This is a genomic window from Pirellula sp. SH-Sr6A (assembly GCF_001610875.1).
GTDB lineage: Bacteria > Planctomycetota > Planctomycetia > Pirellulales > Pirellulaceae > JBKCUI01.
Genome location: NZ_CP011272.1, coordinates 4,160,611 through 4,183,645, shown reverse-complemented (window position 1 = coordinate 4,183,645; position 23,035 = coordinate 4,160,611). Strand labels below are relative to the sequence as shown.

General features: G+C 52.8%; 27 protein-coding genes and 3 tRNA genes. 25 read left to right on the top strand and 5 right to left on the bottom strand.

The annotated features are described in order from the left end of the window. Genes VN12_RS15975 through VN12_RS15965 form a run of 3 tightly spaced genes read right to left on the bottom strand, consistent with a single transcriptional unit; the run spans window position 1 to window position 3,461 of the window. Entirely contained in the window at window positions 1-1,539 is a 1,539-nt protein-coding gene (locus VN12_RS15975; RefSeq protein WP_146677773.1) for a glycoside hydrolase family 10 protein, read from the bottom strand. 12 nt (window positions 1,540-1,551) lie between these two features. After that, window positions 1,552-2,058, bottom strand: a complete 507-nt coding sequence (locus VN12_RS15970) for a YaiI/YqxD family protein (protein WP_146677772.1) — start codon at window positions 2,056-2,058, stop codon at window positions 1,552-1,554. After that, complete coding sequence (locus VN12_RS15965; RefSeq protein WP_146677771.1) at window positions 2,055-3,461, bottom strand: polysaccharide lyase family 1 protein; 1,407 nt, start codon at window positions 3,459-3,461, stop codon at window positions 2,055-2,057. The genes VN12_RS15970 and VN12_RS15965 overlap by 4 nt, the downstream gene beginning before the upstream one ends. A 366-nt stretch (window positions 3,462-3,827) precedes the next feature. Here VN12_RS15965 and VN12_RS15960 point away from each other — a divergent pair, with 366 nt between their 5' ends. From VN12_RS15960 to VN12_RS15875, 18 genes are all read left to right on the top strand, one after another. Next, window positions 3,828-4,859 (top strand): threonine aldolase family protein, encoded by a 1,032-nt coding sequence (locus VN12_RS15960; RefSeq protein ID WP_146677770.1) that lies wholly within the window; start codon window positions 3,828-3,830, stop codon window positions 4,857-4,859. 48 nt (window positions 4,860-4,907) lie between these two features. Then, window positions 4,908-4,991 (top strand) — tRNA-Leu (locus tag VN12_RS15955). Window positions 4,992-5,801: 810 nt separating this feature from the next. Then, window positions 5,802-6,053: a helix-turn-helix domain-containing protein gene (locus VN12_RS15950; protein WP_146677769.1), complete on the top strand. Its 252-nt coding sequence runs from the start codon at window positions 5,802-5,804 to the stop codon at window positions 6,051-6,053. Between the two features lie 197 nt (window positions 6,054-6,250). After that, window positions 6,251-6,327: transfer RNA gene (locus tag VN12_RS15945), tRNA-OTHER, on the top strand. A gap of 255 nt (window positions 6,328-6,582) precedes the next feature. Beyond that, a tRNA-OTHER gene (locus tag VN12_RS15940) sits at window positions 6,583-6,676 on the top strand. Window positions 6,677-6,834: 158 nt separating this feature from the next. Next, a complete protein-coding gene (locus tag VN12_RS15935; RefSeq protein ID WP_168164456.1) occupies window positions 6,835-7,179 on the top strand; it encodes a carbon storage regulator in 345 nt (114 codons plus the stop codon). Beyond that, on the top strand, window positions 7,163-7,684 hold the full coding sequence (locus tag VN12_RS15930) for a GNAT family N-acetyltransferase (RefSeq protein WP_168164455.1): 522 nt from the start codon (window positions 7,163-7,165) through the stop codon (window positions 7,682-7,684). Before VN12_RS15935 ends, VN12_RS15930 begins: the two co-directional genes overlap by 17 nt. A gap of 2 nt (window positions 7,685-7,686) precedes the next feature. After that, window positions 7,687-8,208, top strand: coding sequence for a GNAT family N-acetyltransferase (locus tag VN12_RS15925; protein WP_146677766.1), 522 nt, complete (start codon window positions 7,687-7,689; stop codon window positions 8,206-8,208). Further along, entirely contained in the window at window positions 8,183-8,524 is a 342-nt protein-coding gene (locus VN12_RS15920; protein ID WP_146677765.1) for a hypothetical protein, read from the top strand. The genes VN12_RS15925 and VN12_RS15920 overlap by 26 nt, the downstream gene beginning before the upstream one ends. Then, complete coding sequence (locus VN12_RS15915; protein WP_146677764.1) at window positions 8,521-8,931, top strand: hypothetical protein; 411 nt, start codon at window positions 8,521-8,523, stop codon at window positions 8,929-8,931. The genes VN12_RS15920 and VN12_RS15915 overlap by 4 nt, the downstream gene beginning before the upstream one ends. Then, on the top strand, window positions 8,918-10,018 hold the full coding sequence (locus tag VN12_RS15910; RefSeq protein WP_146677763.1) for a tyrosine-type recombinase/integrase: 1,101 nt from the start codon (window positions 8,918-8,920) through the stop codon (window positions 10,016-10,018). The genes VN12_RS15915 and VN12_RS15910 overlap by 14 nt, the downstream gene beginning before the upstream one ends. A 473-nt stretch (window positions 10,019-10,491) precedes the next feature. Further along, window positions 10,492-10,806: a hypothetical protein gene (locus VN12_RS15905; RefSeq protein WP_146677762.1), complete on the top strand. Its 315-nt coding sequence runs from the start codon at window positions 10,492-10,494 to the stop codon at window positions 10,804-10,806. Continuing rightward, entirely contained in the window at window positions 10,799-11,167 is a 369-nt protein-coding gene (locus tag VN12_RS15900) for a hypothetical protein (RefSeq protein WP_146677761.1), read from the top strand. Before VN12_RS15905 ends, VN12_RS15900 begins: the two co-directional genes overlap by 8 nt. Window positions 11,168-11,207: 40 nt before the next feature. Beyond that, the gene (locus tag VN12_RS15895; protein ID WP_146677760.1) at window positions 11,208-11,807 is read left to right on the top strand and encodes a hypothetical protein; all 600 of its coding nucleotides are present in this window, start codon (window positions 11,208-11,210) and stop codon (window positions 11,805-11,807) included. Between the two features lie 344 nt (window positions 11,808-12,151). Then, window positions 12,152-13,228, top strand: coding sequence for a hypothetical protein (locus tag VN12_RS15890; protein ID WP_146677759.1), 1,077 nt, complete (start codon window positions 12,152-12,154; stop codon window positions 13,226-13,228). A gap of 88 nt (window positions 13,229-13,316) precedes the next feature. Further along, window positions 13,317-15,005, top strand: coding sequence for a ParB/RepB/Spo0J family partition protein (locus VN12_RS15885; RefSeq protein ID WP_146677758.1), 1,689 nt, complete (start codon window positions 13,317-13,319; stop codon window positions 15,003-15,005). Next, complete coding sequence (locus VN12_RS15880; RefSeq protein ID WP_146677757.1) at window positions 14,999-15,190, top strand: hypothetical protein; 192 nt, start codon at window positions 14,999-15,001, stop codon at window positions 15,188-15,190. The genes VN12_RS15885 and VN12_RS15880 overlap by 7 nt, the downstream gene beginning before the upstream one ends. A gap of 125 nt (window positions 15,191-15,315) precedes the next feature. Continuing rightward, a complete protein-coding gene (locus tag VN12_RS15875) occupies window positions 15,316-16,521 on the top strand; it encodes a helix-turn-helix domain-containing protein (protein WP_168164454.1) in 1,206 nt (401 codons plus the stop codon). Between the two features lie 62 nt (window positions 16,522-16,583). Here the strand turns inward: VN12_RS15875 and VN12_RS15870 are convergent, their stop codons facing one another. Both VN12_RS15870 and VN12_RS15865 read right to left on the bottom strand, forming a co-directional pair. Then, entirely contained in the window at window positions 16,584-17,213 is a 630-nt protein-coding gene (locus VN12_RS15870) for a hypothetical protein (RefSeq protein ID WP_146677755.1), read from the bottom strand. Window positions 17,214-17,328: 115 nt separating this feature from the next. Next, entirely contained in the window at window positions 17,329-18,057 is a 729-nt protein-coding gene (locus VN12_RS15865) for a DNA-methyltransferase (RefSeq protein WP_146677754.1), read from the bottom strand. A 275-nt stretch (window positions 18,058-18,332) separates the two neighbouring features. On the opposite strand from VN12_RS15865, the gene VN12_RS26835 reads away from it, so the two are divergent. The 7 genes from VN12_RS26835 (at window position 18,333) to VN12_RS15830 (ending at window position 23,035) form a co-directional block, all read left to right on the top strand. Beyond that, window positions 18,333-18,584 carry a helix-turn-helix domain-containing protein gene (locus VN12_RS26835; protein WP_146677753.1) on the top strand — a complete coding sequence of 84 codons (252 nt, stop codon included), beginning with the start codon at window positions 18,333-18,335 and terminating at the stop codon, window positions 18,582-18,584. A 4-nt stretch (window positions 18,585-18,588) separates the two neighbouring features. Further along, window positions 18,589-19,719 carry a trypsin-like peptidase domain-containing protein gene (locus tag VN12_RS15855; RefSeq protein ID WP_146677752.1) on the top strand — a complete coding sequence of 377 codons (1,131 nt, stop codon included), beginning with the start codon at window positions 18,589-18,591 and terminating at the stop codon, window positions 19,717-19,719. Beyond that, on the top strand, window positions 19,707-20,207 hold the full coding sequence (locus VN12_RS15850; protein ID WP_168164452.1) for a fatty acid desaturase CarF family protein: 501 nt from the start codon (window positions 19,707-19,709) through the stop codon (window positions 20,205-20,207). Before VN12_RS15855 ends, VN12_RS15850 begins: the two co-directional genes overlap by 13 nt. Then, on the top strand, window positions 20,204-20,521 hold the full coding sequence (locus VN12_RS15845; protein ID WP_146677750.1) for a hypothetical protein: 318 nt from the start codon (window positions 20,204-20,206) through the stop codon (window positions 20,519-20,521). The genes VN12_RS15850 and VN12_RS15845 overlap by 4 nt, the downstream gene beginning before the upstream one ends. Window positions 20,522-20,636: 115 nt before the next feature. After that, the gene (locus VN12_RS26830) at window positions 20,637-20,789 is read left to right on the top strand and encodes an HNH endonuclease signature motif containing protein (RefSeq protein WP_409994283.1); all 153 of its coding nucleotides are present in this window, start codon (window positions 20,637-20,639) and stop codon (window positions 20,787-20,789) included. Further along, complete coding sequence (locus VN12_RS15835; protein ID WP_146677748.1) at window positions 20,790-21,245, top strand: P27 family phage terminase small subunit; 456 nt, start codon at window positions 20,790-20,792, stop codon at window positions 21,243-21,245. After that, complete coding sequence (locus tag VN12_RS15830; RefSeq protein ID WP_146677747.1) at window positions 21,242-23,035, top strand: terminase large subunit; 1,794 nt, start codon at window positions 21,242-21,244, stop codon at window positions 23,033-23,035. The genes VN12_RS15835 and VN12_RS15830 overlap by 4 nt, the downstream gene beginning before the upstream one ends.

Below are 23,035 nucleotides of genomic sequence, written 5' to 3'. Positions count from 1 at the left end.
TCAATTCTCAGGTAGCGAAACTATCTTTGGCGTCCCCATGAAACCAGCGCCATTGATTGCAGCGATCGCGATCGCTCGCGGTTCCTTCCCTGCTTCGCCATCGACATGGTAGTCCCGTGTCGCGCCCCCGACGATGGTGGTCCTCCAGGCTGACTGGTACAGGACATACACACACCATTGCCGGACCGCATCCGGATTCGATGTTTTCCACGTCACTTGATAACCGTCAGAAGGATGGCTTTCGATTTGAACCATGGGGGCTTCCAATGTTTGCCCATCGATCCACTTGCATTCGGGCGTTAGTGCCACGTTCGAGTAAGCGTTCTCTCGTAATCGATCGCTAATCCCTTCTCGATTTCCCATCAAGGCCTTCATGCTGAAGTGAATGGCTCCATGGCTGCCCGGCATGTATCGGGAGAGAAAGACTTGGTTCTCAATCTGCTCGGGCGAGTAAGGACGTCCCTTGTCACCGATGCGGCCCGTGTAGAGACCCGGCGCGAGATGACGATTTTGTAGGTTTTCTTGGCTCCACCAAGCGAGTAGTGCTGGAAAGCTTTGCTGTTTGGCCGTGATAGACCAGTACAATTGAGGAGTGTAGTAGTCGCACCATCCTTCATTGAGCCAGAGCTTCGCATCCGCGTACAGTTTGTCATGTTGGGAAAATCCCGCGACGCTCTCCGGATACCCGGGTTTCCAAATACCGAACGGGCTGATTCCAAATTTCACGTGCGGCTTCGTCTTTTTGATCTCCCCATAAAGTTGCTTGATAAAAGCATTCATGGAATCGCGTCGCCAATCGTCTCTCGCGAGTTTTCCTCCAGCCGATTGGTATGCGTTCCAAGCAGGATCATCTGGAAAGGGAATATCGTCGACGGGGTAGGGGTAAAAGTAGTCATCGATGTGTATGCCATCGACATCGTAACGACGAAGTACGTCTAGAAAAACAGCCAACGAATGCTCGCGTGACTCTGCCTCACCTGGGTCCAGCCAAAGGTAATTCGTCTTATCGTTCCCATATCGCTTCACGAGCTGAGGCTTGGTTTGGCTGATATGGCTCGAGCTGTCGGCATAAGTCTGTCCCGAGTTTTTTGCCCGGAAGGGGTTGAACCATGCATGAAGTTCTAACCCGCGGCGATGCGCTTCGTGAATCCAAAACTCCAATGGGTCGTAATAGGGATCTGGCGCGGCGCCTTGTTTTCCGGTCAAAAAGTAGCTCCAGGGCTCCAGTTTGCTTTCGTACAACGCATCGCAGCTGGTTCGCACTTGAAGCACTACCACATTCATTCGCAACTCCGCGACCTTGTTCAATATCTCGATCGCTTCTCGCTGTTGCTCTTGAGTAGATAACCCTGGTTTGCTCGGCCAATCAATGTTTGCAACGGTCGCGACCCACACTCCGCGGTATTCGCGTTCGACTTTGGGAAGGTTTGGAAGCTTTGCACCTTCGCCAGCACTTTGGGGCATGGCCATGTTCTGAAGTACTGCGAACGACAGAAGCAAATATAGCCACCTAAGGAAGCGGTATGAGTTCGAATTCATCGTTATCAATTCCTAGGATTTCTTTCGCATTGCTTTGGTAAGGATTCGATCGAGGGCGGATGCAAATGCCGTTTTGTCTTGAGCGCTATAAGGAGAGGGCCCAGACACTTCCATCCCCGCCCCACGCGCCGCATCGAGCAAGTCTCTGGCAGCCAGACGACTGCGGACATTATTGGCATCGAGGATCAATCCGCGAGGGTCTAAAACCAATATTTCTCGATCAACCAGTTGGGAGGCTAAGGGGATGTCTGCGGTGATCACCAAATCACCCGGGCACGCATGGTCGACGATATAACGATCCGCCATGTTCGCACCACTCGCAACGGCGATACTTTGAACTCGTCCGCCGGAGGGTGGTGCAAAGATACTTTGATTAGCGACGAGACGGACTGGAAGACCCAGCCTTTTGGAAGCGCGGAAAACAATTTCTTTGACTTCGCGAGGTGCCGCGTCTGCATCTACCCAAATCGTGAAGGCAATGCTCTCTTGCAAAGGAGTGTTGCTGGTATCGTCGTTCATCGATCTGCTAACTCGTTGAGGTAGAACTCTACAAAGGTGTAGCCAGCGTGGCGGTCGTCATCCGATTCCCCGTGAGAGACGACTCGTTGGCCATCGAGCGGGTCCATAGGATTCAGCCGATGCTGAAGTTCCCAAGCGTCGGGCATTCCATCTTGATCGGAATCCTGGGGAGGAGCAGCCTTCTCGAGACCTTGTAGGAACCAATCGTCGCTCGGTGCCGGGGGAGCGCTGCGTCCCCAGCTGCCAGTCTGAGATCGGACCTCTTCAATAGTTTGTTGGGTCACGTGATCTCGAGGCCAGCAGCCTGCTTTGCGGAGTACCAACTCGTAGGCATCCTTCGGTCTCACAAGCTGGATCGGGGGCGTAGCAGCCGGAACATCCAACTCACCTCCGTTGTTGTTGAACTGCAACCATTTCGGCGCGCTACCCGGCTGAGTTCCCCATTTCCAATACTTGGGATGCCCTTGGACGCCCCAATCTTCGAAGTAGTTCTCGTGGACGAAATAGTTCATCTTGGGTGATAAAGCAAAGGGATAGATCCTATCCTTCGTTTGAGGCCCCCGACAATAGTAGTTTTTGTGAAGGTTGACAGCACTTTTCGCGCGATCGCCGTGACCATCGTCGGTGTAGCCACCCCTGCAGTTGTAGATCACGTTGTTGCAAAAATCGCCTGCAGCATCTTTGCGGTAAGGTGCCATACAGGGGACCCTTCGAGCATGATGCGCCCACAAATTGTGGTGAATGGAAACGGCGCCGCTATCCTCCGCTGCGGAAATAACTCCGTAGTTGTGTTCTCCTTTATCATGCCCTTGGTTATCCGACTGTTCTATGGTGCACCATTGGACGGAGATATGGTGCGCATGATAGAGGTCGATCATCTCGTCGTTTCCCCAACTGAGCGATAGATGGTCGAGCATGATGTTGTAAGTGCCAGTTTTTCGTGGGCCCTGGCCCCCTAGTTGGATGCAATCGCCGCCGGCTCCTGTTGCGCGGCGAGGACGCACCCGCAGGTGTCTCAAAATCACGTCGTGCACCCCGTGGTCATAGCTGGAGACAACTCCTTCAATCGTGATCCCGGCTCCCGGGGCAGTCTGTCCTGCGATCGTGATATTGGGGTGGGTGATCCGAATGTCGCCTCGAATAACTCCGCTCACTTGGAAGACAACGATGCGAGGTCCCTCCGTGCGACAAGCTTCGGCCAGGCTTCCGGGCCCCGAAGCGTCGAGATTCGTAACGGCGATCACTTTGCCTTCTCTCCCACCTCGACTAACGGCTCCCCATCCCTCTGCGCCGGGAAACGCGACGACAGCTATTTCCGCCCCGCCATTCGCTTCGGTGCCGAGTGCGAAAAACGATGCCAGCCCAAAAACAAACGAAATTCGAAATGCATCGCGGACAAGCATAGGACAGATCCCACCACAAGTTGCATAAAAAACGGTTGGAAGAAAATTAGGAGGGACAACTCAACTCGAGGTTGTAGGCATCGCGATGGAATCGATTGGCCCGCCGTTCGTTTGGCTCTGCATGCCGTTGAACCGTTTGAACGCGAAACCAATATCAAGACGTGGCATTGTAACGTATGCGAGTGGCTTCCAGCGTTACGTCCGAGTGCCAACAACATTGGAAACTTGAACAGAACCGCGAGCTCTGATAGAAAACGTCGAGCCCATTCATCGAGCCGTGACGTCGAGCCTGTTCGGTGTAGCAATCAAAAGCCCCACGATGGTTCGCCATCGCATCCACTACTTCTGCATCCACTACCATCATCCATGATTGATCTTCGCAGCGACACCGTAACGCGACCAACAGCCTCGATGTTGAAGGCAATGATGTCCGCGCAGGTAGGGGACGACTTGATCGATATCGATCCGACGGTAATCGCATTGCAGGAGAGGATCGCATCGATGCTTGGAAAGGAAGCAGCGATTTTTATGCCCAGCGGAACGATGACCAATCAGATTGCGCTGCGATGCCACTGTTCGCCGGGTGACGAGTTTCTTTGCGAGAGCCAGAGTCACATTTACAACTACGAGCAAGGAGCATTCGCTCAGTTGAGTGGACTTGTCGCGCGGACATTGGAAGGATCGAAAGGATTGCTTGCTGCTTCGCAATTGACAGGAATTCGGCGCAACGAAGACGACCATCTCGTATCGACTCGACTACTTTGTTTGGAGAACACGCATAATCGAGGAGGTGGGAAGGTATATCCGCTCGAGCTGACGGAAGCGATTTGCACTCAAGCAAAGCAGCAAGGAATCGCGTGCCATTTGGACGGTGCAAGGCTCTGGAATGCGAGTGTCGCGATTGGCTGCACGCTGGAGGAATTATCGAAACCATTCGATTCGGTCAGCGTTTGCTTCAGCAAGGGGCTCGGTGCACCTGTGGGGTCTTGCCTAGCTGGGACCAGAGAGTTAGTCCGAAAAGCAAGACGTGCGAGAAAGTTGTTTGGGGGTGGGATGCGGCAATGCGGGTATCTCGCGGCGGCGGCACTTCACGCGCTCGATCACCACATCGAGCGGCTCGTCGAAGATCATCATCACGCCGCGATGCTCGCCGAATCCATTGCTGGAATTCCGTTCTTTCAACTTTTGGACCCGGTTCCAGACACGAATATCGTGATTTTCCGAATCGAGCAGGAATGGGGGAGTGCTAAGGATTTTGCCGATCGATGTTTGGAGCACGGGGTAAGGGTCATGGCATTTGGACCGCAGAGCGTCCGGTTGGTAACTCATTTGGATGTAACGAAGACGGAGATTGAAGCGGCATGCAAAGTATTTCGCCAGGTTTCGAAGATGGCTTGACGAAGCTCGGATAGGCTTTAAACTTCGTCGATATTGTAGCAATCCATTGCGGCCGTGGCGAAACTGGCAGACGCGCTAGCTTGAGGGGCTAGTGGGAGCAATCCCTTGGAGGTTCGATTCCTCTCGGCCGCACTGATAAATCTGGATGCGAAAAGAACGGTAGTTCGAGAACTACTGAATTCAACATGTTTTTCCCAATTTTGTCCGTTTCACTGGGCAGGACACGCCTGCCGTTTACCAATAGATCAGTGATCAGCCAAATCTCGAAAACCGTCAGGCGACGGTGCATTTCTCGATCTGGCTTCAAGGATGGCGATCACTTCATCCAATAAGGAAGGAGTTCGATGCTTGTGAAATCCATGCGCATGTATGTCGCGTTCACGCGCGACTGGACGTTTGGCGAAGTTTCTACCCAAGAAATTTCTAAGCGCTCGTGCTGTGGGGATTCTGCTAGTCGCAGTCATTTTTATGGCGAAGGAATACGCCGTCTCCTTCAATTCAAATCGCTCCTCTTTGGGCACGGAGGCGTCTAAGTGTCAGATTCTAAACCACTAAGCTCGAAGTCTACGGACATAGGTAAGACTGCTCGCACTGACCGAAGTCACTCGAAAGTCGAGTGCTCTGAAAGATCTTTCGAAACTGGTGCGAGTGTTATGTTCGGTAAGTCGAACCAAGCAGCCCTTCATAACTACGAGATGGTAATAAACCGAAGTGTTGGCGATGGGTTATACGAGTGTCTTTGGACGGACCACAAATCCATCTTCCGCTCTCACGTTTTTCACAGGTCCCTATTGACGGAATACGATGAGGACGTGGCGACTCAGCTTGAGGAATATGACGAGGAAAATCCACCTGTCGGGTGAAGAGTTACGTGATTCGGAATTTAGCTAGAAGAAGATTTGCTCGTTCAATGTTGATGGCTATCCTTAGGGGATGATCGAAATGTCAACTGCACTAAGCCCCTCAAGTTCAACCCAGTGCTTCATTCGTGGTGTACGGGTCATGATGGGGCACAAAGGGATTTCAGAAACTCAGCTCGCGAAAAGCTGGGGGCGCACAATTCAGCAGGTGAATCAATTCTTGCTCGGGAAGAATGGTAACCCTTCCCTCAGAACCTGCGATCAGCTCGCGGAGGCTTTGAACGCCACGACAATCGAAATCCTCCAAGCCGGGGCAAAGGAAATCGAGGACTAAAAAAAATCTTTTACCTCCCCTTGCATCGCTAAATAAATTCTTTTAGAACATTGCCCGCTGAATCTGATTCAGCGGGCTTTGTTCGTTTCTGGGCCGCGTGGTCCGCGAGCTTTGCCTCATCGCGATCGACGCACTGGGCGCGTCAACGCGATTTCTGAATCAGGCCAAGCCCCGATGACTCCAATTCGTATCGGGTAGCCGCCTTAGCTCTGTCGGTAGAGCAGTCCCTTTCCTCCTACTGGGACCGGCGCGGGTTCGACTCCCGCAGGTGGCTTGGTTTCGATTTCCATTGTCGAAGATTCAACATGCTCACCAACTCAGAAACGACCGGTCTGAAAGCTTTTCGGGAGGCGATGCGATCTGCAGACGCACCGAGGCCCGAACCACCAAAGCGGAGCTCGCAATCATGCGAGTCAGTCTGTGTCGTTGCTAGTCGGGGAACGTCGGTGCAGGTCTGTTCCATGAATCAAAAGACGATCGGACTTCGGGTGCCATTTGGTGCGATGGGATTCCGTCTCGTCGAAGTTTCGCTGCCGTAGCTCAGAAGGAAGAGCGTCCCCATTCTTTGCCGCGCCAAGGGCCGAAGAGGGGGAAGGTCGCAGGTTCGAGTCCTGCCGGTGGTTTGCCCTCAACACGCCAAGATAGGTTTCGGGCGTGACTAGCGAAAGCGTGTTGAGGGCTTAACTCCTAGTTGCACCGAGTGCAACTTGCAAGCTGCATCGCCAGTTCGTAAGGACTGGCGATGCAGGATTTTCAGAGTCCCCAACATGGAGGAGGCGTCATGCTATCCCTTAGACGCAGGGTAGGTCAGTCGATCATCTTGGTCGCTGACGAAATCCGAATCAATCTTAGGTTGATCTGCAGGAACGGCGATGAGGTCTTGCTGCAAGTCAGTGCTGTCGACGACTCGGCCGCTGGAGACGGAGAAATTGCTGCGGTCGTGAAAAGGGTCCGCAAAGAAAGCTTTCTCCTGAAGATCGGAAAGATTGATGTGACGATCTGGGTCGTCAATTTCAATGACCAGGGAGTTCTTCTTAGCTTCGATGCTCCTCCCGAAGTTGTTATCTATCGTCGCGAAATCACGCGATCCGTCGCGGCAGGAGGCAGCAATGGAAGCTCCTCGTGACGCCACACAGTCCCAAGCTCGCTGGAGATGGATGCTTCGCTCCGACATCGAGGCAGTCGCGAGAATCGAACGTAAGGCGTTTCGCTTTTCAAAGCATCCTTCGTTCCAACCATATTCGCTGCAGCAGATCGCCAGATTGCTCAGAGAGGGGCATGTCTCCGGATGCGTGCTTTGTCAGGATGGCTGCGTCGTAGCCTATTCGATTCTAGGGCACTCCAGGGACTACATCGCCATATACAGAATCGCAGTCGATCCGGACCATCAACGGAGCGGTCTGGGAACTCGACTCGTCCAGGGGGTCAAACGATCCGTGGAGGCCTGTAAACGCAACAAGATCCTAGCGGCAGTGCCCGATGATTTGGTCCGAACACAAATCTTCTTCCGCTCGATGGGGTTCAAGGCGTTGCATCCCAATGGAAGCGACCTTTATCGATTCATCTGGCTGAATCCACCCTCTCGAATGGAAACGGAGGCATTTCATGCAATCATCAAGAAAGCGTTTTAATTGTGGAAGATCAAATGGACATCCCGCAGCACGAAGTCAGGTGGAGACGGATGCTTCTCTCCGATTTTGAGCTAGTTTCCCGAATTGAGCATAGGGCTTTTCTCTCTCCAACGCATCCGTATTTCCAACCATATTCGCGACAACAGTTCGAGAAATTACTGCGAGAGAGATTTGTCTTTGGCTTCGTGCTTTATCTGGGTGAGTGCGTTCTGGCTTATTCGATTTGCAAGTTCAGCCAAGAAGATACTTTTATTTACCGAATCGCAGTCGACCCCGACCATCAAAGGACTGGTGTTGGAGATCTGCTTGTCCAACTCATCAAAGCATCAGTAAAGGGATCCGGACGCCACGATGTGCTGACCGTTGTGCCTGCCGATCTACTCGTGGTGCAGTTGTTCTTCCGCTCAATGGGCTTCAACGCGTTGCGTCCAAGAGAAAGTGACCTTATTGAATTCATCTGGCTGTACCCACCCTCTCGCATGGAAACGGAGGCATTTCATGCAATCATCAAGAACGCGTATTAAGGTTGCGGTCGAACCGCCGATTCCGATGGCTTTCGCTGTCGAACGAGTGTCCAAGTCATGGCTCATGGAAATCGGTGGTTCGTTGGGCTCCGACCGATGGAACGGTTTTCAATACATCGATTTTGGGATCAAGGAGACGGATGAAGCGTTTTTGTGGCTCCGTTGCGTTCTTAGTCATCCCCTGGAGTTTCATGTTCTTACAAGTCGTAAGATTTTCCCGATGCCCAGCGGTCTAGCGCTCGGCGGACGAAAGTATCGAACACGTCGCGACGTCATCGAGCTCTTGAAAGCCCTCGGTGCGAAGGTGAAGCCATGAAGCGTATCGCAGACGTTCAAAAACAATTGATCGCGGCGAGCGATGTCCTCTTGGTGGCAAGACTCAAGCGGGGAGATCTCGTTTCAATATCGGTCTCTGGCTGCTCGAAGTCGCTCACAAGAGTAAACGTTGATCCCGACGCGTTCTTGAGATTGCTGAAGACGCTGGCGGTTGATGTGCGAAAGGTTCACGTGGAGCATGAGAACGATTTCGTCTACGCGAATTTCGAGTCCAAAGGGTTCCTTTGGGCGACGTGCGCCTGGAGCAAATCCAATTTCAATCGTGCCGCCTGGGAAACGCTCTCTAACGGCGTGGGCGCCCTTCTCGAGACGCAGCAGGCCAAGCTCGTCGATCGTCGCAATCTAGCTCGGCTGCCGGCACCGGAGGTAATCGATGTTTTGCCGTGACCAACGACATCAAATCATCTTTCGCCACTACTGCGGTCCTCGCGAGGGTAGACAAGACACGTTGAGCTTGGGTCGATTCCGTCTCAGCGATCGCGAATGGTCGGGCATGAAGCGACATGTGGAGCGGATACTCGAGGCGCAGCGATCGGAGGCTCCGGTACCTCGATCCACCGCGGACTGGCTCAAATCGATTCCGCGGAAACAGTTCGAGTATTTGCAATCGCGCCTTCTCGAGAAGCAATCGAATGGGTGCGAACCGGCTCGGCTTGCGCTAGCGGAATGGATCGACGAATACGAAGCAGCTCGGCAGGAGATGAACACGAGCGTTGCAACGGACGAGGCAGTGCTTCGCGATGTTCGCAAGCTGCTTCGCTGCGGCAACGACGTAAGTCACATCGATGAAGGGTGTCTCTCTGATCTCATGGTCGACCTCGGTGAAGAGAACCATTATGTCGAGAACACTCTAGCTCGGCACGCGAAGCATTGGAATCTATTTTTCGAATGGCTCCGTACTAACAACCCGGACGCAATCGACTCCAATCCTTGCGAAGCTCTCAATCGATCGATTGCACCTCGCGAGAAAGATACAGTGCAGTGGGAATGGATTGACCAACTGGTCGCGTCCTGCCGCACGGTGGAGGAACGGTACTGGCTGCGGTTCGTACAGTGGACAGGCTGCCGGCTGCGCGAGGGGCTCACGCTGCGTGCTTGCGATGTTGAGTTGAATCGCAACCGAATCCTCTTGCAGGAGAGCAAGAACAACCGAATTCGCATCAACCCGATCTACCCTGCAATTCGCGAATATCTGCCCGATCTGCTCAGAGGGCTGGGCCCAGGCGATCGGGTGCTCTCGAGGATCACCGAGAACAACTGCTACGAATGGCTCTACGAATTACAGGATCGCGTGGGTGTGCCAAGGTGGAAGCCTCCTTACAACGCGTTTCGCGCGACTCGTGCGAATCAACTCGCTGCAGATCCTACCATCACCGAGCATCAAGCTGGATTGCTCCTGGGGCATTCTCCGGCCGTCGCTAGACGCAACTACCTATCGATCGACGATTCGCTTCTCGAGAGGTTAGCGTCATGAGCAAGACCCCGCGACAGAGAGCTTTCGAGCGAGACGATTCCGAATGGCAGCCGGAGCTAGGAACGGTTGTGTTCGTGCGATCGAGGCAACGTCATCTTTCGCGAGTGTGTGGAAGAGGAACGGTAACAAACCAAAGTTTGCTGATAGGCGACTGTGTTGAGGTAACTATCAAGTCCGGAACGAGGGTTCGGACTGAAATCTGGTGTGTTGATGATCTACGACCGGCGATGAGTCCGGGAGGAAAGATTTCTGGAGGTAACGAATAACATGTGCGAATTCACTTCCGAACGGATGGATCCACATCGTGTCGAAATCTATCTATCTGCGTTAACGCACTCGGAGCTGAGCAAGCGAGCTCTGTCCCCAGAGGAGTCGCGATTCATCGCACGAATGCGATCGCAGCATCCGGATCAGTGCAGGCGACTCGATCGACAAGTAGAACGAGACCTAAAGCGCAAAAAGGAATCCTCACCGTGGTAGCAATGGACATTCCTAAGGACGACCCGCAACGCGAGCTATTCGCACTGTTGAAATCGGCGTCCGTCGTCGTGTTAACGATTGGAAGCGGTGATGACGTCAGTCCCGCGACTGCCATGCAATTGGGCGTTGCCGTCGCATACGACAAACCGATCGTCGCAATCGTCGATCAAGGAATCAAGGTTCCTACAAAGCTATCGAAGCTCGTCGATGTGATGATCTACCGTGGCGACAACCCAATCAAGCTGGCTGAATCGATTCAATCGGCAGTGCTCGCGCTATGCAAAGGAAAGGCTACTGAACATGGGTAGAACTCAGACTATAGATTCCATCGCATTGATTCTATCGAAGATCCAGTTTCGCGACTGGGAGTTCAGCGTTGGACCGAGCGGAGAGTCATATCTCATGCAGGTTTGTTTCACCGCGATCGATTCAAAGACTTCCGTTCCGGCAAAGCAAAGCGGCCGCAAGTGGTACATATCGAGGTTTGCGACCAAAAGCGAAATTGTACAAACAGCGCTCAAGGCGGTTCTGACCGCACTCGAACACGAGGCGAGGGAAGACTTCAAGTACCGCGGCGAGACAATCTTTGCTCCCCATTTCGACGTGGACTCGATGGTGGAGGGATGTTTTGATATCGACGTGAGAATACCTCCCGGAGCGATTTTCTAGCAGCACCTCACATGCGCGGACAAGAAAGGAAGCATCCGGAATGATCGATGAACGAGTCAATCGAATTGCTCACGTGCTCTGGGCAGCTAATACCGCTCCTATATTGCGCATGGAGTTCTACTGCATCAAATCAACCATCTGTCATCGCCTGGGAACCGACGATGGGTACGACGTTCAGCGGATCGATCACGAATGCTGGACGTGTGGAGGCGATGGAATATTTCATTCGTTTGACGCTGCCTTTTCCGATGAATGCTGGAAGTGCTGCGGCACAGGAGTGTACAGCTCTCTATTCGTGGAACTGAAGCGATGGAAGCTAGGGAAGCATGTGTTTCACGAGCCAATACGGCGTCTCTCTAGAATCGAGGCCCAGCCTCGCAATGTCAACATTCGAGGCAAGGTCCAGCATGCGAGCTGCTCCTGGTCACAATCTGCCAATGTGGCGATAGGCCGGTTATTCGATCGGTCGTACTACTGGAACTGCATGGGCACATTGCCCGATCAACGCTTTGGATTGGCGCTCCGCCAATGTGAAGCACTCAGCAGATGGATATTCGGTGAAGATTGGAACCGAATGTATGTCAACGTACCCGCAGCCACGACATGGCTTGAAAGGAAGGAGGTGATCATGAGCCCCTAGCGATCGAGTTTCGCGACGATCAATCCGAATGAGCATTCCTCGCGTGTTCGAAAACGCCTGAGTGAGATCGCGGACTGTTCGGACAATTCGACTTCGGTGAACAACGGTGTTCGCAAAAACTGAGCTTCGGCTTGGACCGTTCGTTGTGTGCCACTGACTCAGGAAGCTTTGCTTTTTGAGACCGCTAAAGGCACGTCTTGATGTGCTTAGCATGCTAGTTCAAAAGTACTGAAAACCATAGTCCTATTCAGACTATGGTTTCCACGGATTAAGCGTTGAAAAAGTGCGACTTTACAACGCGAGTTACAACACACCATTCCGACACGATGCCGGAGGCAAAAACGATGAAAGAGCAGAATCTCCCGCTCTTCGAATACGCAAATGGATGCGCTCGCGACAACGAGGTTCAGGAAATCGCGAGAAGCAGCATGATCTCTACGACGGAGGTCGCACTGGACTTCCTAGGCATTGGACGCGAGGACGCGGCAGGGAAGCTGCTGAGGACGGTAGTGAGGCTTTGTGGTCTTCGACCATTCACTCGGACTCGGATGCAACTACTGAAGGAACTGGATTGCAGCCAAAGAACGCTGCAGAGAATCCTGCGACGCCTCCAAGACTCCGGGTTGGTTCGAGTTGGCCATGTGGCTGGCAATCAAAACATCGTCGCCATTCAAGCGGTGTGGACGAACATCGTTGAGATGGCTGAACAGACCTCCGAAGTCATATGGGCATCGGATGCCCGGAACCATTCCAAGGAATCTTCAAAGGTGGCTGTGGGGGCGACATTTGACGCGACATCGACCGCGACATCAGGGGCGACATCGACGCGACACGAAGCCGGCATCGACGCGACACGAGAGGCGACATCGGAGCGACATCGCGACGACATCGGAGCGACATTTGAAAATCCCTCTTTATATAACGCTAATACGCTTAATCGCTGCCGCAGTCGCTTTGAAGAAGCGGCGACGACGGCCGTTGATCGAAACATCGGAAGACAAGAAATCGAGGAAGCATTTCACCAGATCGTGAAATGCGTACCCCGCCACCAGCAGACCTTGGTTGCCGACGTGGCATGGGAACTCGCATTCGTCTGCCTCGTCGCGCAACAACTGACCGGTTGCGATCACCTCGCCGAACAACGTGATTCGATCCGCTCCAAGGAGCGACTGACTTCCCCAGCGAACTACCTGCGGAACAGCGCTCGTGGGATCTGCGATGACGTAGGGCTCGGATACCTCGACCTACGGTCTAGGTGCCCCAAGCGGCCGCCCAGCCCCGCACTGGAGCGACGAACGCTCTCGAAGCCGCCGGCGAGTCCAGTCTTCGTAGAACCACCACAACGAGCCACCGGCTTCAGCGACGAAGAACGCCAACTAATCGCGAGCTTTGGCCGGCGAACCCGCGACGCGCCTACCTAGCTAAGAACTCCACGTTTCGTCTCATCAAAAAAGGGCCGTGAGACTTCACCTCACGACCCCCTGGCATCCCCGAAAGGACAATTGAACTATGGCATCCACGACAGCAAAACGCAAGACAACCAAGCCGACCACAAACAAAAGCATCCAACCCCGGTGGGAGGAAGTTTCCGGATCCGAACAGCTGCACGAGCTCACCCAAGCGAATGAAATCCAAGACATACCGTTGTCGAAGATTCGGCCGCATGCGAACAACCGCAAGCTGTGGAATGATAACTCGATCGACGAGCTCGCCGAGTCGATACGCGAACTCGGACAGCTGGAACCAGCGACAGTGCGAGCTACGAATGATCCGCAGTATCCATACGAACTGCTGAGTGGCGAGCGACGATTTCGAGCGCTAGGCAAGCTTGGCAAATCATCAATCAGAGCGACGATCGTTTCCGAGGAAACGCCAGACGCCTTGGTGCGCATGGCAGCCGCAAACAGCAACCGTCGTGACCTGGATCCAATCGAAAGGGCAGAGCTTATCGTCCTGCTCATGCAACCTATCGAAAAGGGCGGCTCCGGGCTCGATAGACTCGCCGCAGGCAAAGCCGTAGGTTTTCAAAGCGAGAGTGGAACCAAGAATGCACTCCGAATGCTTCGGCTTCCGAAGTCGATCCGTGACATGGTCAAGAACGGAAAGCTAAGCGAACGAGCTGCTCGAAAGTTGATTCCATTCGTCGACTATGACGACTTCATGCGTGAAATTGAATCAGAATTGCGGGACGACGATTCAAGGGCTGATCTCATCGCGGAAGATGGTTGGCCCTATTGGCTCACGCGACTGTTCGATCAACACACGCGGCCGATGGATGAACGCGAGATATCAACGGGAAATCTCGTCCACGGGTACTGGGGGCGTCACAAGATGCTCTTCACTCCAACTGAAGAGCAAATGGTGATGCTGGCTCCAGCGACGTTCAGCGACAACGGCGAGAAGATGATCGTCACATTCAATTGCGACCTTTGGGACAAACTACAAACGCCTTTTGTGAAGAAAATCTTCGAGAAGGGAAACCGACTCCCCAATCGTAAGGCATCCGCGACCGAACCAGAGAAGCCCCTTTCACCGGAGGACAAGGCTACAGAAGAGAGCTTGAAGAGGATCGAAGCGAACAAGCGACTGAAGGACTACTCGGCAAAATGGGTGTGCATGGCACTTCGGCTGCAACTCACTCAAAGCGCCCTAGGGGCGGACATGATGACAACGTTTCCGTTCGTGCTCCGGGCGTACCTTTACTCAAACCGATTCGATCACCTCGCTGATTGGGCGTTTGCCGAATGTGACATTGAAACAAAGCCCATAAGCGGCCCCTGGGGACCACCCACAAAGATGCCCATTACCGCCAACACGACAGCCATGGTTTCGATGTGGAGGCTCATGCTTTGGCCGGTGAGTTCGAAAGAGCGATCGCATGAGGGACTGGCAGCGAAAGGGAATCTCCCTGATCTCGACAAGCTTCCGCACATTCAGGATCACCTTGTGAAGGCACTCGCCAAAAGATGCTCGGTGGGCATGTTGGACTTCTGGCGAGACGCTGAGCATGAGGATGGCCCACAAAAGCGACTCCTCGGAGTATGGCTCGGCCGACATACCACTGAGCAGCTGCTGAAGCTTTGCAAAGAGCTAAAACTTCAGCCTTCGGTGTCTAAGAAATCGGAGCTGGTGGAATTCGTGTTGAGCTCGCATCAATCCAAGAAGTCTCTACCGATTCCAAAGGCAATTTCATGTTGAAGCAGATTCGATTGCGATATCGAGTCCTCGCCAAGAGAGGCGGAAGGGTGCTCTACACCGGCGGATTTGGTGGACCAAGATATGGGACCATCAAGTCCGCTCGGAACGGGTATCTACGCATTCTCTTGGATGATGACAAGTGGGCAGGAAGCTACCATCCGACTTGGGAGCTGACCTATCTTTAATCGTCGCTCAAATCGATCTCCGACTAATCGCAAATCTGTTAGAATCCGAGGCTTCTGGTTCTGACACGCAAGTATGCGTTTTCAGTTTTGAATTGCCCGATACATGCCTTGCCCGGAGAATAATCGTGATCGACAAGAGTTTCAATGAAATCACCGGTTCTGATATTCAACGACTCGTCGACGAAAGAGTTCCAGAGTCACGGATTCTAGACTACAAGGAGTGCATCAATTTCAAGTCAATTGACGAGAAGTTGGAGTTTCTAAAAGACCTGTCTTCATTAGCGAACTCCATCGGGGGATATCTGATTTACGGTGTGTCAGAAGAAAGATCAAAAGAAGGTAAACCAACTGGACTCCCGAAAGAAACTGTTGGCGTGAACGTTTCAGAGGCCGATAGCATTATCCAACAACTTGAGAGCATCGCGCGAGACGGGATCGAACCTCGTCTGCCCGATCTGCATTTTCGGGCGGTTGCGATAAATTCAACGAGTTCTGTCATTCTTGCCCGTGTAGGTGAAAGCTGGTTTAAACCCCACTATGTATCCTACAAAGCGAGCAGCAGATTCTTCATTCGTACGAGTTGCGGCAAGATGCCACTAGATTTCCAAGAGGTAAAAAACCTAGTTATTGGCTCGGAGGAACTTCCAAACCGTATTCGGTCTTTCAGGAACGAAAGGATATCTAAAGTCCTGTCCGGAGAAACATTACTGCCGATCAGCGAGAAGTCACCAATCGTCGTCTTTCACATAGTTCCCGTTAGTTCATTCAGAATGAAGCAGGAGGTCGACTTTACCAAGTTCTCGACCAATCTACAACTTCTGCCGACCGCTACGGGAATGCAACACTTCTGCCGCATGAATCTCGACGGTTTAGCACGATACGAAGTCGGTGGGACGGACTCCAGGCTTTATGGGCAGGTACAGCTCTTTCGTTTTGGAGCTGTCGAGTTCGTTGATGCATTTACAATCGCGGACAGCGACAGCATCCCACAGCGAATTGTTCCGGAAAACGAAATCGAAAAGAATCTACTAACTTGGATGAAGAGCTCCTTCAACATGTTTAAGACTCTTGACATAGAAGGTAGGTGCTTCTGCTTTTTATCAATCTTGAATGTAGACGGGTATCGTCTTGGCGATACACGTAGCATTAGCTTAGGCCTTAACTTCACTACAGACAGAAGGCACTTGTTCATTCCAGAGCTTGAAGTGGACATTGCGGATCGTTGCGAATCAGCGGTAAAGCCTCTCTTCGACGCGTTTTGGCAATGCTTTGGTTTTTCTCAGTCTAAAAATTTCGATGGTGCTGGAGAATCGCTTTGGAAGTTTTACTAGCTGTACCGATTGAGCCATCGGAGTCTTGAGGCTTCGGGAATGTGGTCGTAGTCCTATCGGTTTCAACTTTCATCTGACTCCGGCTCAAGATACACACAGGGCATAAGAATTGTCATGCCCTTAATGTTACCAGACCCTTCCTTCACGACCTGATACTCGACGTCAACGACACGCATTGCCGAACCATTTCGCGGAACGATTCTTTCGCCAACACGAGGTACAGCTGGAGAGAAGCAAGCGTGTAATTTCTTGTGAGTTTCTGGAGTTCCGTCGAATAGCTCTAAGTAGTGAAGAGCTCCGAGCCAATCTGAACCATTTTCGATACCTCCTTTTAGCCCATGGAATGGCATGCCAGGTTCCGTGAGCTTACGAATGGCTGTTACAAATCGCCCTTCTAACAAACACAATTCGAGTACCGCCCAGGCTACCGACTCATCCAATCCAAGGCGCCTTAGCTCATCCTTCACATACATCGAGTTTGGCTCGTTCGGATCCTTGTCGATTGCATCCAGAAAATCTTCGACAGCCTCCTGTTGATCAATCGAAACAGAAAACTCGTATTCTTCCGAGGAGAATGCCGACTCGAATCCACTCTCCAGCGCAAAGGCCCTTGCTAGAAGTTGAGGATTGCCTGATGCCCATCTGCGGAGTCTCAGGATCTCTGCAAGTAAATGCCCGATGTGAACTGCCATGTCTACGCCAATGTTGTTAGGAAGTAAGTGATTCCAAGGACTTCGCACGAGTATAGAGGACAATCACGTATGATGCTATGAACCAGGATCGCCTTGAGACGCAATTTGCTATCCCTCATTTAATCCCGACAGTGGGATCGCGATGTGTCTCATCAAGCCTCTCGACAATGCTGTCGCAGTAGACTTGATTGAGTTCGATACCGGTGGCTGCAATCCCCAACTTCTTGCAGGCAACAAGTGTTGTTCCCCCTCCCGCGAATGGGTCCAATACGGTTCGAACACCATCAGCGAATCCAATACACCATTCGATCAACGCTAAAGGTTTCTGAGTTGGATGAACGCGATGATCTCTATTGGCTTTCGCTCGATGGTAGGTGAAGATCCGTGACGCCTTCCAAAAGTTTGTCCATGCAAACTCACAGTCCGCGAGGGAGAAGTTCCTCTGACCTTTGTCCCATACCAACCAACGCATTGAAGGTGTGAGCATGTCGCTAAAGTAATTGCCTCCCCAAATGATCTGATGCTTGCACCGTTCCATCATGAGATTGAAGCAAGATGCTGGCGGCCGTTCGCGGTCCCAGTCCGTGTCTCCATAGTCTCTCCATGTCCCCTTCCCCTTCTTCGCTTGCTTCCTGCCACCGCAGTTGTCAGCTCGAATGCCATAGGGTGGATCGGTGAGGAGTAGATCGAAGTTGTCGAGGTAGGGAAGGACGTGACGACAATCAGCATGGTAGAGCGTGATACCACCTGACGAGTAATAGGGCTTGATGGGAAGTTCAGGACGCTTGGCAGGCTTCCAACTCTCGGTGGACTTAGACAACAAAGCAGCGGCAGACGATGCCATGATTAACCTCGCTTGGATCGAACTTGATGCAGACTCATGATGAACGTCAACGACAGACAAAGAGCGTTGACGTTGGGGCTGTATCGTCCACCCATCAAGGTGAGTTCAATCTCACATGAGGAATCCCAACAAAGAATCTACTGCGATTGCCCTCACATGCGGAATGAGGATGACGGCCGAACTCGGCGACGGTAGGGGGGCAAAATCTTAGCGTCCGCGAATTAGCGTTGACCGCGTAGCAGGCGCGCACATTTTTGAGAGTGTTTTAGGGGGGGGTGTTTAGGTACATTGCAACCACTCCCCTCGCCCTTTGTATACTCCTCGCCGGATTCTTAAACGTGAGATCTCGTCAGTGGCAAAGGTTCAAGGCTGGGCTACAACGTAAACAGCTCAGCCAGCTCGATCGGATTCGAGTCGTCGCAGCCTACAGGGCTGGCGGACGATCGGTCGACATCGCAAGACAATTCGGTATACACCGCGCCACGGTCTGGAGAATCTCAAGGGTTCTTACGAAACGAAAGAGGTGAGAAGATGCTGCGCGCTGCAGTAATCGGTGCAATCGTTCTGATGGCATCAACGGCCTTTGGCCAACGACGAGTGGTGGATTGCCCGACGGGAAAATGCCCACTTGTTGCGGCTCCGCCCGCCACCGTCAGCAGCGGAGCTGCGGTCACGATCGCCACGCTCAATACGGAAGATTCCAAAGACTTGTCCAGTTCGAATCAGATTCGCTCCGAGGTAGCGAGCGCTGGGGGAGGCGATCCCTTCGAGCAAGTGATCAGGGCAACGGTCCGCGTGACAGTCAGCGGTGTTTGCGGGAGTGGAACCGTAGTGGGACGGGACAAGTCCGGGCGGGCTTTGATCCTAACTAACGCCCACGTTGCTGGCACCACGAAGGGACGGACTGTCAATGTTGAACGTTGGGAAACCAACGGAAGGAGCGAGAAGAGCACCGCATCGATCATTGCCAGCGGATACGGCCGCGGAATGTCGTTGGACTTTGCAGTACTCCGAGCGGCCGATGGATTCGCTGGTGACGTTAAACCCGTACCCATGGCGAATCGGCAGCCGGACACAAGCACTCTGATCACAACTTACGGATGCCCGCGGTGTGAATGGCCATCGCTGCAAGTACTCCGACTGAATCGATCGGAGGGACAGATTCTCACTTGGCACCCCGAAGCCATTGGCGGCCGATCCGGATCGAGCGTGATCGATTACACGGCAAATGGCCCGGAGGTCGTTGGTCTCCTCACGTGGGGTGGTGGCGGGGAAGGCTTAGGTCAATCCATGCCTTTCGTCTTGAATGCTCTCCAAGGTCGATTGCCAAAAGCTCTCGAGTCTCTGCCACCCTATGCGAAAGAGGTGAGCGATTCCGCGGAAACGCGTTTCGTTCGAACCGCCTGGCCGACGCAGGACATTGAGCCAGGCGACGAGGATCTCCTCGAGAACGTAACGGGTGGCAAACTCGGGAGGAAGCCCCCAAAGGAAAATCCTCCTGCCGAACCGGACACTGGAATCCTGAATCGCAACCCGGATCGCCCTGTGGTTCAATGGATGGGAAGCATGTTTCTATTCGCCCTGGCATTCGGGTTCGGACTCTTCAACGGTGCGATACTAGGCTTCGTCTTCAAGGAGAGAATCAGCAAATGGTTTTCGTAACCGAGCTTTTGGTAGCTTGGTTGCTCGCTGATTTTCTCTCGGGTGTCTGGCATTGGATCGAGGATCGATACTTCGAAGAATCGTGGCCGATCATTGGCAAGTACATTGCCAAGCCCAACACCCTGCATCACGCACAACCAGCTGCATTTCTTCAGAATGGCTATTGGACACGGAATTGGACAACCATCCTTCCGGCCGCAATCGCATTCGCACTTTACCCCTCGTGGGTGTTCGTATTCGTTTCACAAGCAAACGAGATTCATGCTTGGGCTCACCAAATATGCAGCTCATTCATTCGCATGCTTCAAGAGGTCGGTTTGCTTCAGAGTCCTCGCCATCATGGTGAACATCATCGGAGCCCGTTCGAAGTCCGATATTGTGTCATGTCGGATTGGTTGAATCCATTCCTTGATGCGATTGAGTTTTGGCGATGGTGTGAATACTTGCTCAGCCCTTTCATACGTGTGAAAGACGATAGGACAGCATGACTCTCGAAGAGAAACTCAAGGAATGGCATCGCTGCAATACGAAGCGACTTGAACACACGCGTGAAGCGAAGTCTCTACAGAGTCGCTGCGAGCAGCTCGAGCTAGATTTTGAGGCAGAGCTAAAACGCTCCAAGCGATCATCGATTGTTCGATGTGGATTTACGCTTTGCTGGACCAAAGGTAGGGCTTCGGTCGCTTGGGCAGAGGAGTACTTGAAGGCCTTTGGGCCCGAGAAGGTTACGAAACTGAAAGCACAAGCGGCTGCGGCAGCATCCAAGGTGCTTAGCATAGAGGCGCCGAAAAGCGTTGGCTGATCGCGCCCGTCGATTGCAGAAGCGTACTTCATTGCGAAAGAACAGCGCGAAGCGTGGTTACGATCGACAGTGGAGGAACGCTCGCATCGGTTTCCTCCGCGAGAACCCGATCTGTGTGGAGTGCGCTAAAGACGATCGCTACATCGCTTCAACAGTTGTCGACCACATAACTCCGCATCGTGGCGACGAAGTTCTGTTCTGGGCCCGATGGAATTGGCAAGCACTCTGCAAGCGATGCCACGACAGCAAGACCGCACGAGGTGAATAGATGGCCAAGAAAATCGCCAAGAAGTCGACGCCTTCCAAAGTCGCAAAAAAGTCCCAGCCAATCAGACAGGTCCCTAGCCCTGCAGGCTTTGATCTATGCCCAATCGGTATTGCTTATTGGGAACGGATCGCCCCACAACTCGTTGAAATCAACTTGCTCACGGAACTACATCTCGAAACGTTTGCCGAATTGTGCAGGACCTACGGAGAGTATCGCACCCTGACAAAGTGGCTCATCGATGATCCTTCGAGGGCGACCTTCACATCCGAGAGTGGATACGAGTCCGAGTCTCCCCAAGTTCGAATGAGAGAAAAGGCCCTTGCAACGCTGCAAAAGCTCTGGCCCAAATTCGGTCTTCATCCATTTAGCCTCGCACAAATGCGAAAGCATGGCGGTATTCCTTCTAACAAGGGCGCCGCCATCCAAGCATTCGCCCATAGAAAGTACGATCGGTGATCGGTCCTAAAAGCCAAAAGCCGAACAGCACAAACATTCTATCTCTTCGCAATAAAGCACGGCGAGAAGGATGGCTCAAGTACTTGCGCCAGGGCGCTGGGGAGGAAGCCGACGAACGAGCAATGCTCGAAGGTTGCGTATTCGATCCTCGTCGGGCCGATCATTGGCTTGAATTCGCAGAACAACATGGCACATTGACGGAAGGGGCCTGGGCCGGACAACCGTTCAAGCTCACCCCGTGGCAAGCCGTGTGCTCCTCGCAATTCTTCGGCTGGGTCAAATACAGCGAGGAGTGGGGCTTCTGGGTCCGCCGGTATCGAATGTGGTACCTCGAACTTCCGAAGAAGAACGGCAAGACTCCATTCCTTTCGTTGCTCGGAAACTATTTGCTGTTCGCGGATTCGGTCGGATTCGGCGGGGTGATGCGTCAGATCGCTTTGTACCTTGCAGCGACAACGAAAAAGCAGGCACAGAAGTGCTTGATGCATGCCATTCGGCAGATTCGCAACAGCCCAACACTCGAAGAAGCTTGCAAGATCAAGAAGCTTGAGGGCTTTTACACCGTTGAGTATGGAGACTCTACGTGGGAAGTCATAGCTGCGGATCCAGCATCGGCAGACGGCGTGAACGGCCATTGCCTAGCGGACGAGTTTCACCGGTGGAAAGGATTCGAGTTTTACAACGCATTGAAGTGGATGCTTGCTTCGCAGCCGGAGGGCGCATTCATCGCCTGTACTACCGCTGGGGAAGAAGGCGAAAACGTTTGCAAATACACACACGACCATGCGGTCGACGTGAATTGTGGTCGCGTGATCGATGAAACGTTTCTCGGTACTGTTTATGGACTGAGCCAAGACGATGACCCACATGATGAAGAGAACTGGAGGAAGGCGAACCCTTCGCTCGGTACCGACAGAGATTCCCCGCTCAAACTAAGTACCTTCCGCGCCGACTACCTAGCCGCGAAGGACGATCCATCGACATGGTCGGATTTCAAACGATTGCGGCTCGGTATTTGGGCGACTTCTTCCAATAGTTGGATTGCTTCGTCTCTCCCACGCGGCCTGCAGGATTGGGATGCTGGGCCAACGGAGCGAAAGAACGCAAAGAAGCGTATCGATTGCTACAGGAACTACGATGATGATTACCTCAAGAAAATCGACGCTGTCAGTAGTTCGTTGGGACTCGACTTAGCGTCGATTCGAGATACGGTTTCCGCTGCGTTATCCATTGAAGATCAGAACGGAATCGTTTGGACAAGGATGTGGTTTTGGCTGCCGGAGGCAGAAGCTAGGAAGCAAGCGAAGCAAATCAACTACTTACGATGGTCAGAGCAAGGGTTCATTAAGCTCACTCCCGGTAGATCGATCGACTATCCCATTCTGACCGCGGATCTCGTAGAGATCATTCGAACGTTTCACGTAAACGAGTTCTATTACGATCCGCATCAAGCGGAGCACATAACTCAGGAGCTCGAAGCCGCGACCGAGGCTGAACGTGTCGAGTTCTCGCAACAGATCATTCATTACGGTCCCGTCGTCCAAGAATGCGAACGTCGCATTATCGCACAGCGAATACGCCACAACGGAAATGCCGTGATGACTTGGCAGATGGGAAATGCAGTTGCGATCACCAACACCAACGGGTTCAAGCGATTGGTGAAGAACAAAAAAGGGGGCATTCAAAAAGTGGATGGACCTCAAGCACTGCTCATGTCGTTGCAAACAGTAGCAAGTCGCGGAGTCGAAGTCGATGACGACGGCGAAGACGACGTCTTTACTTTGGATTAA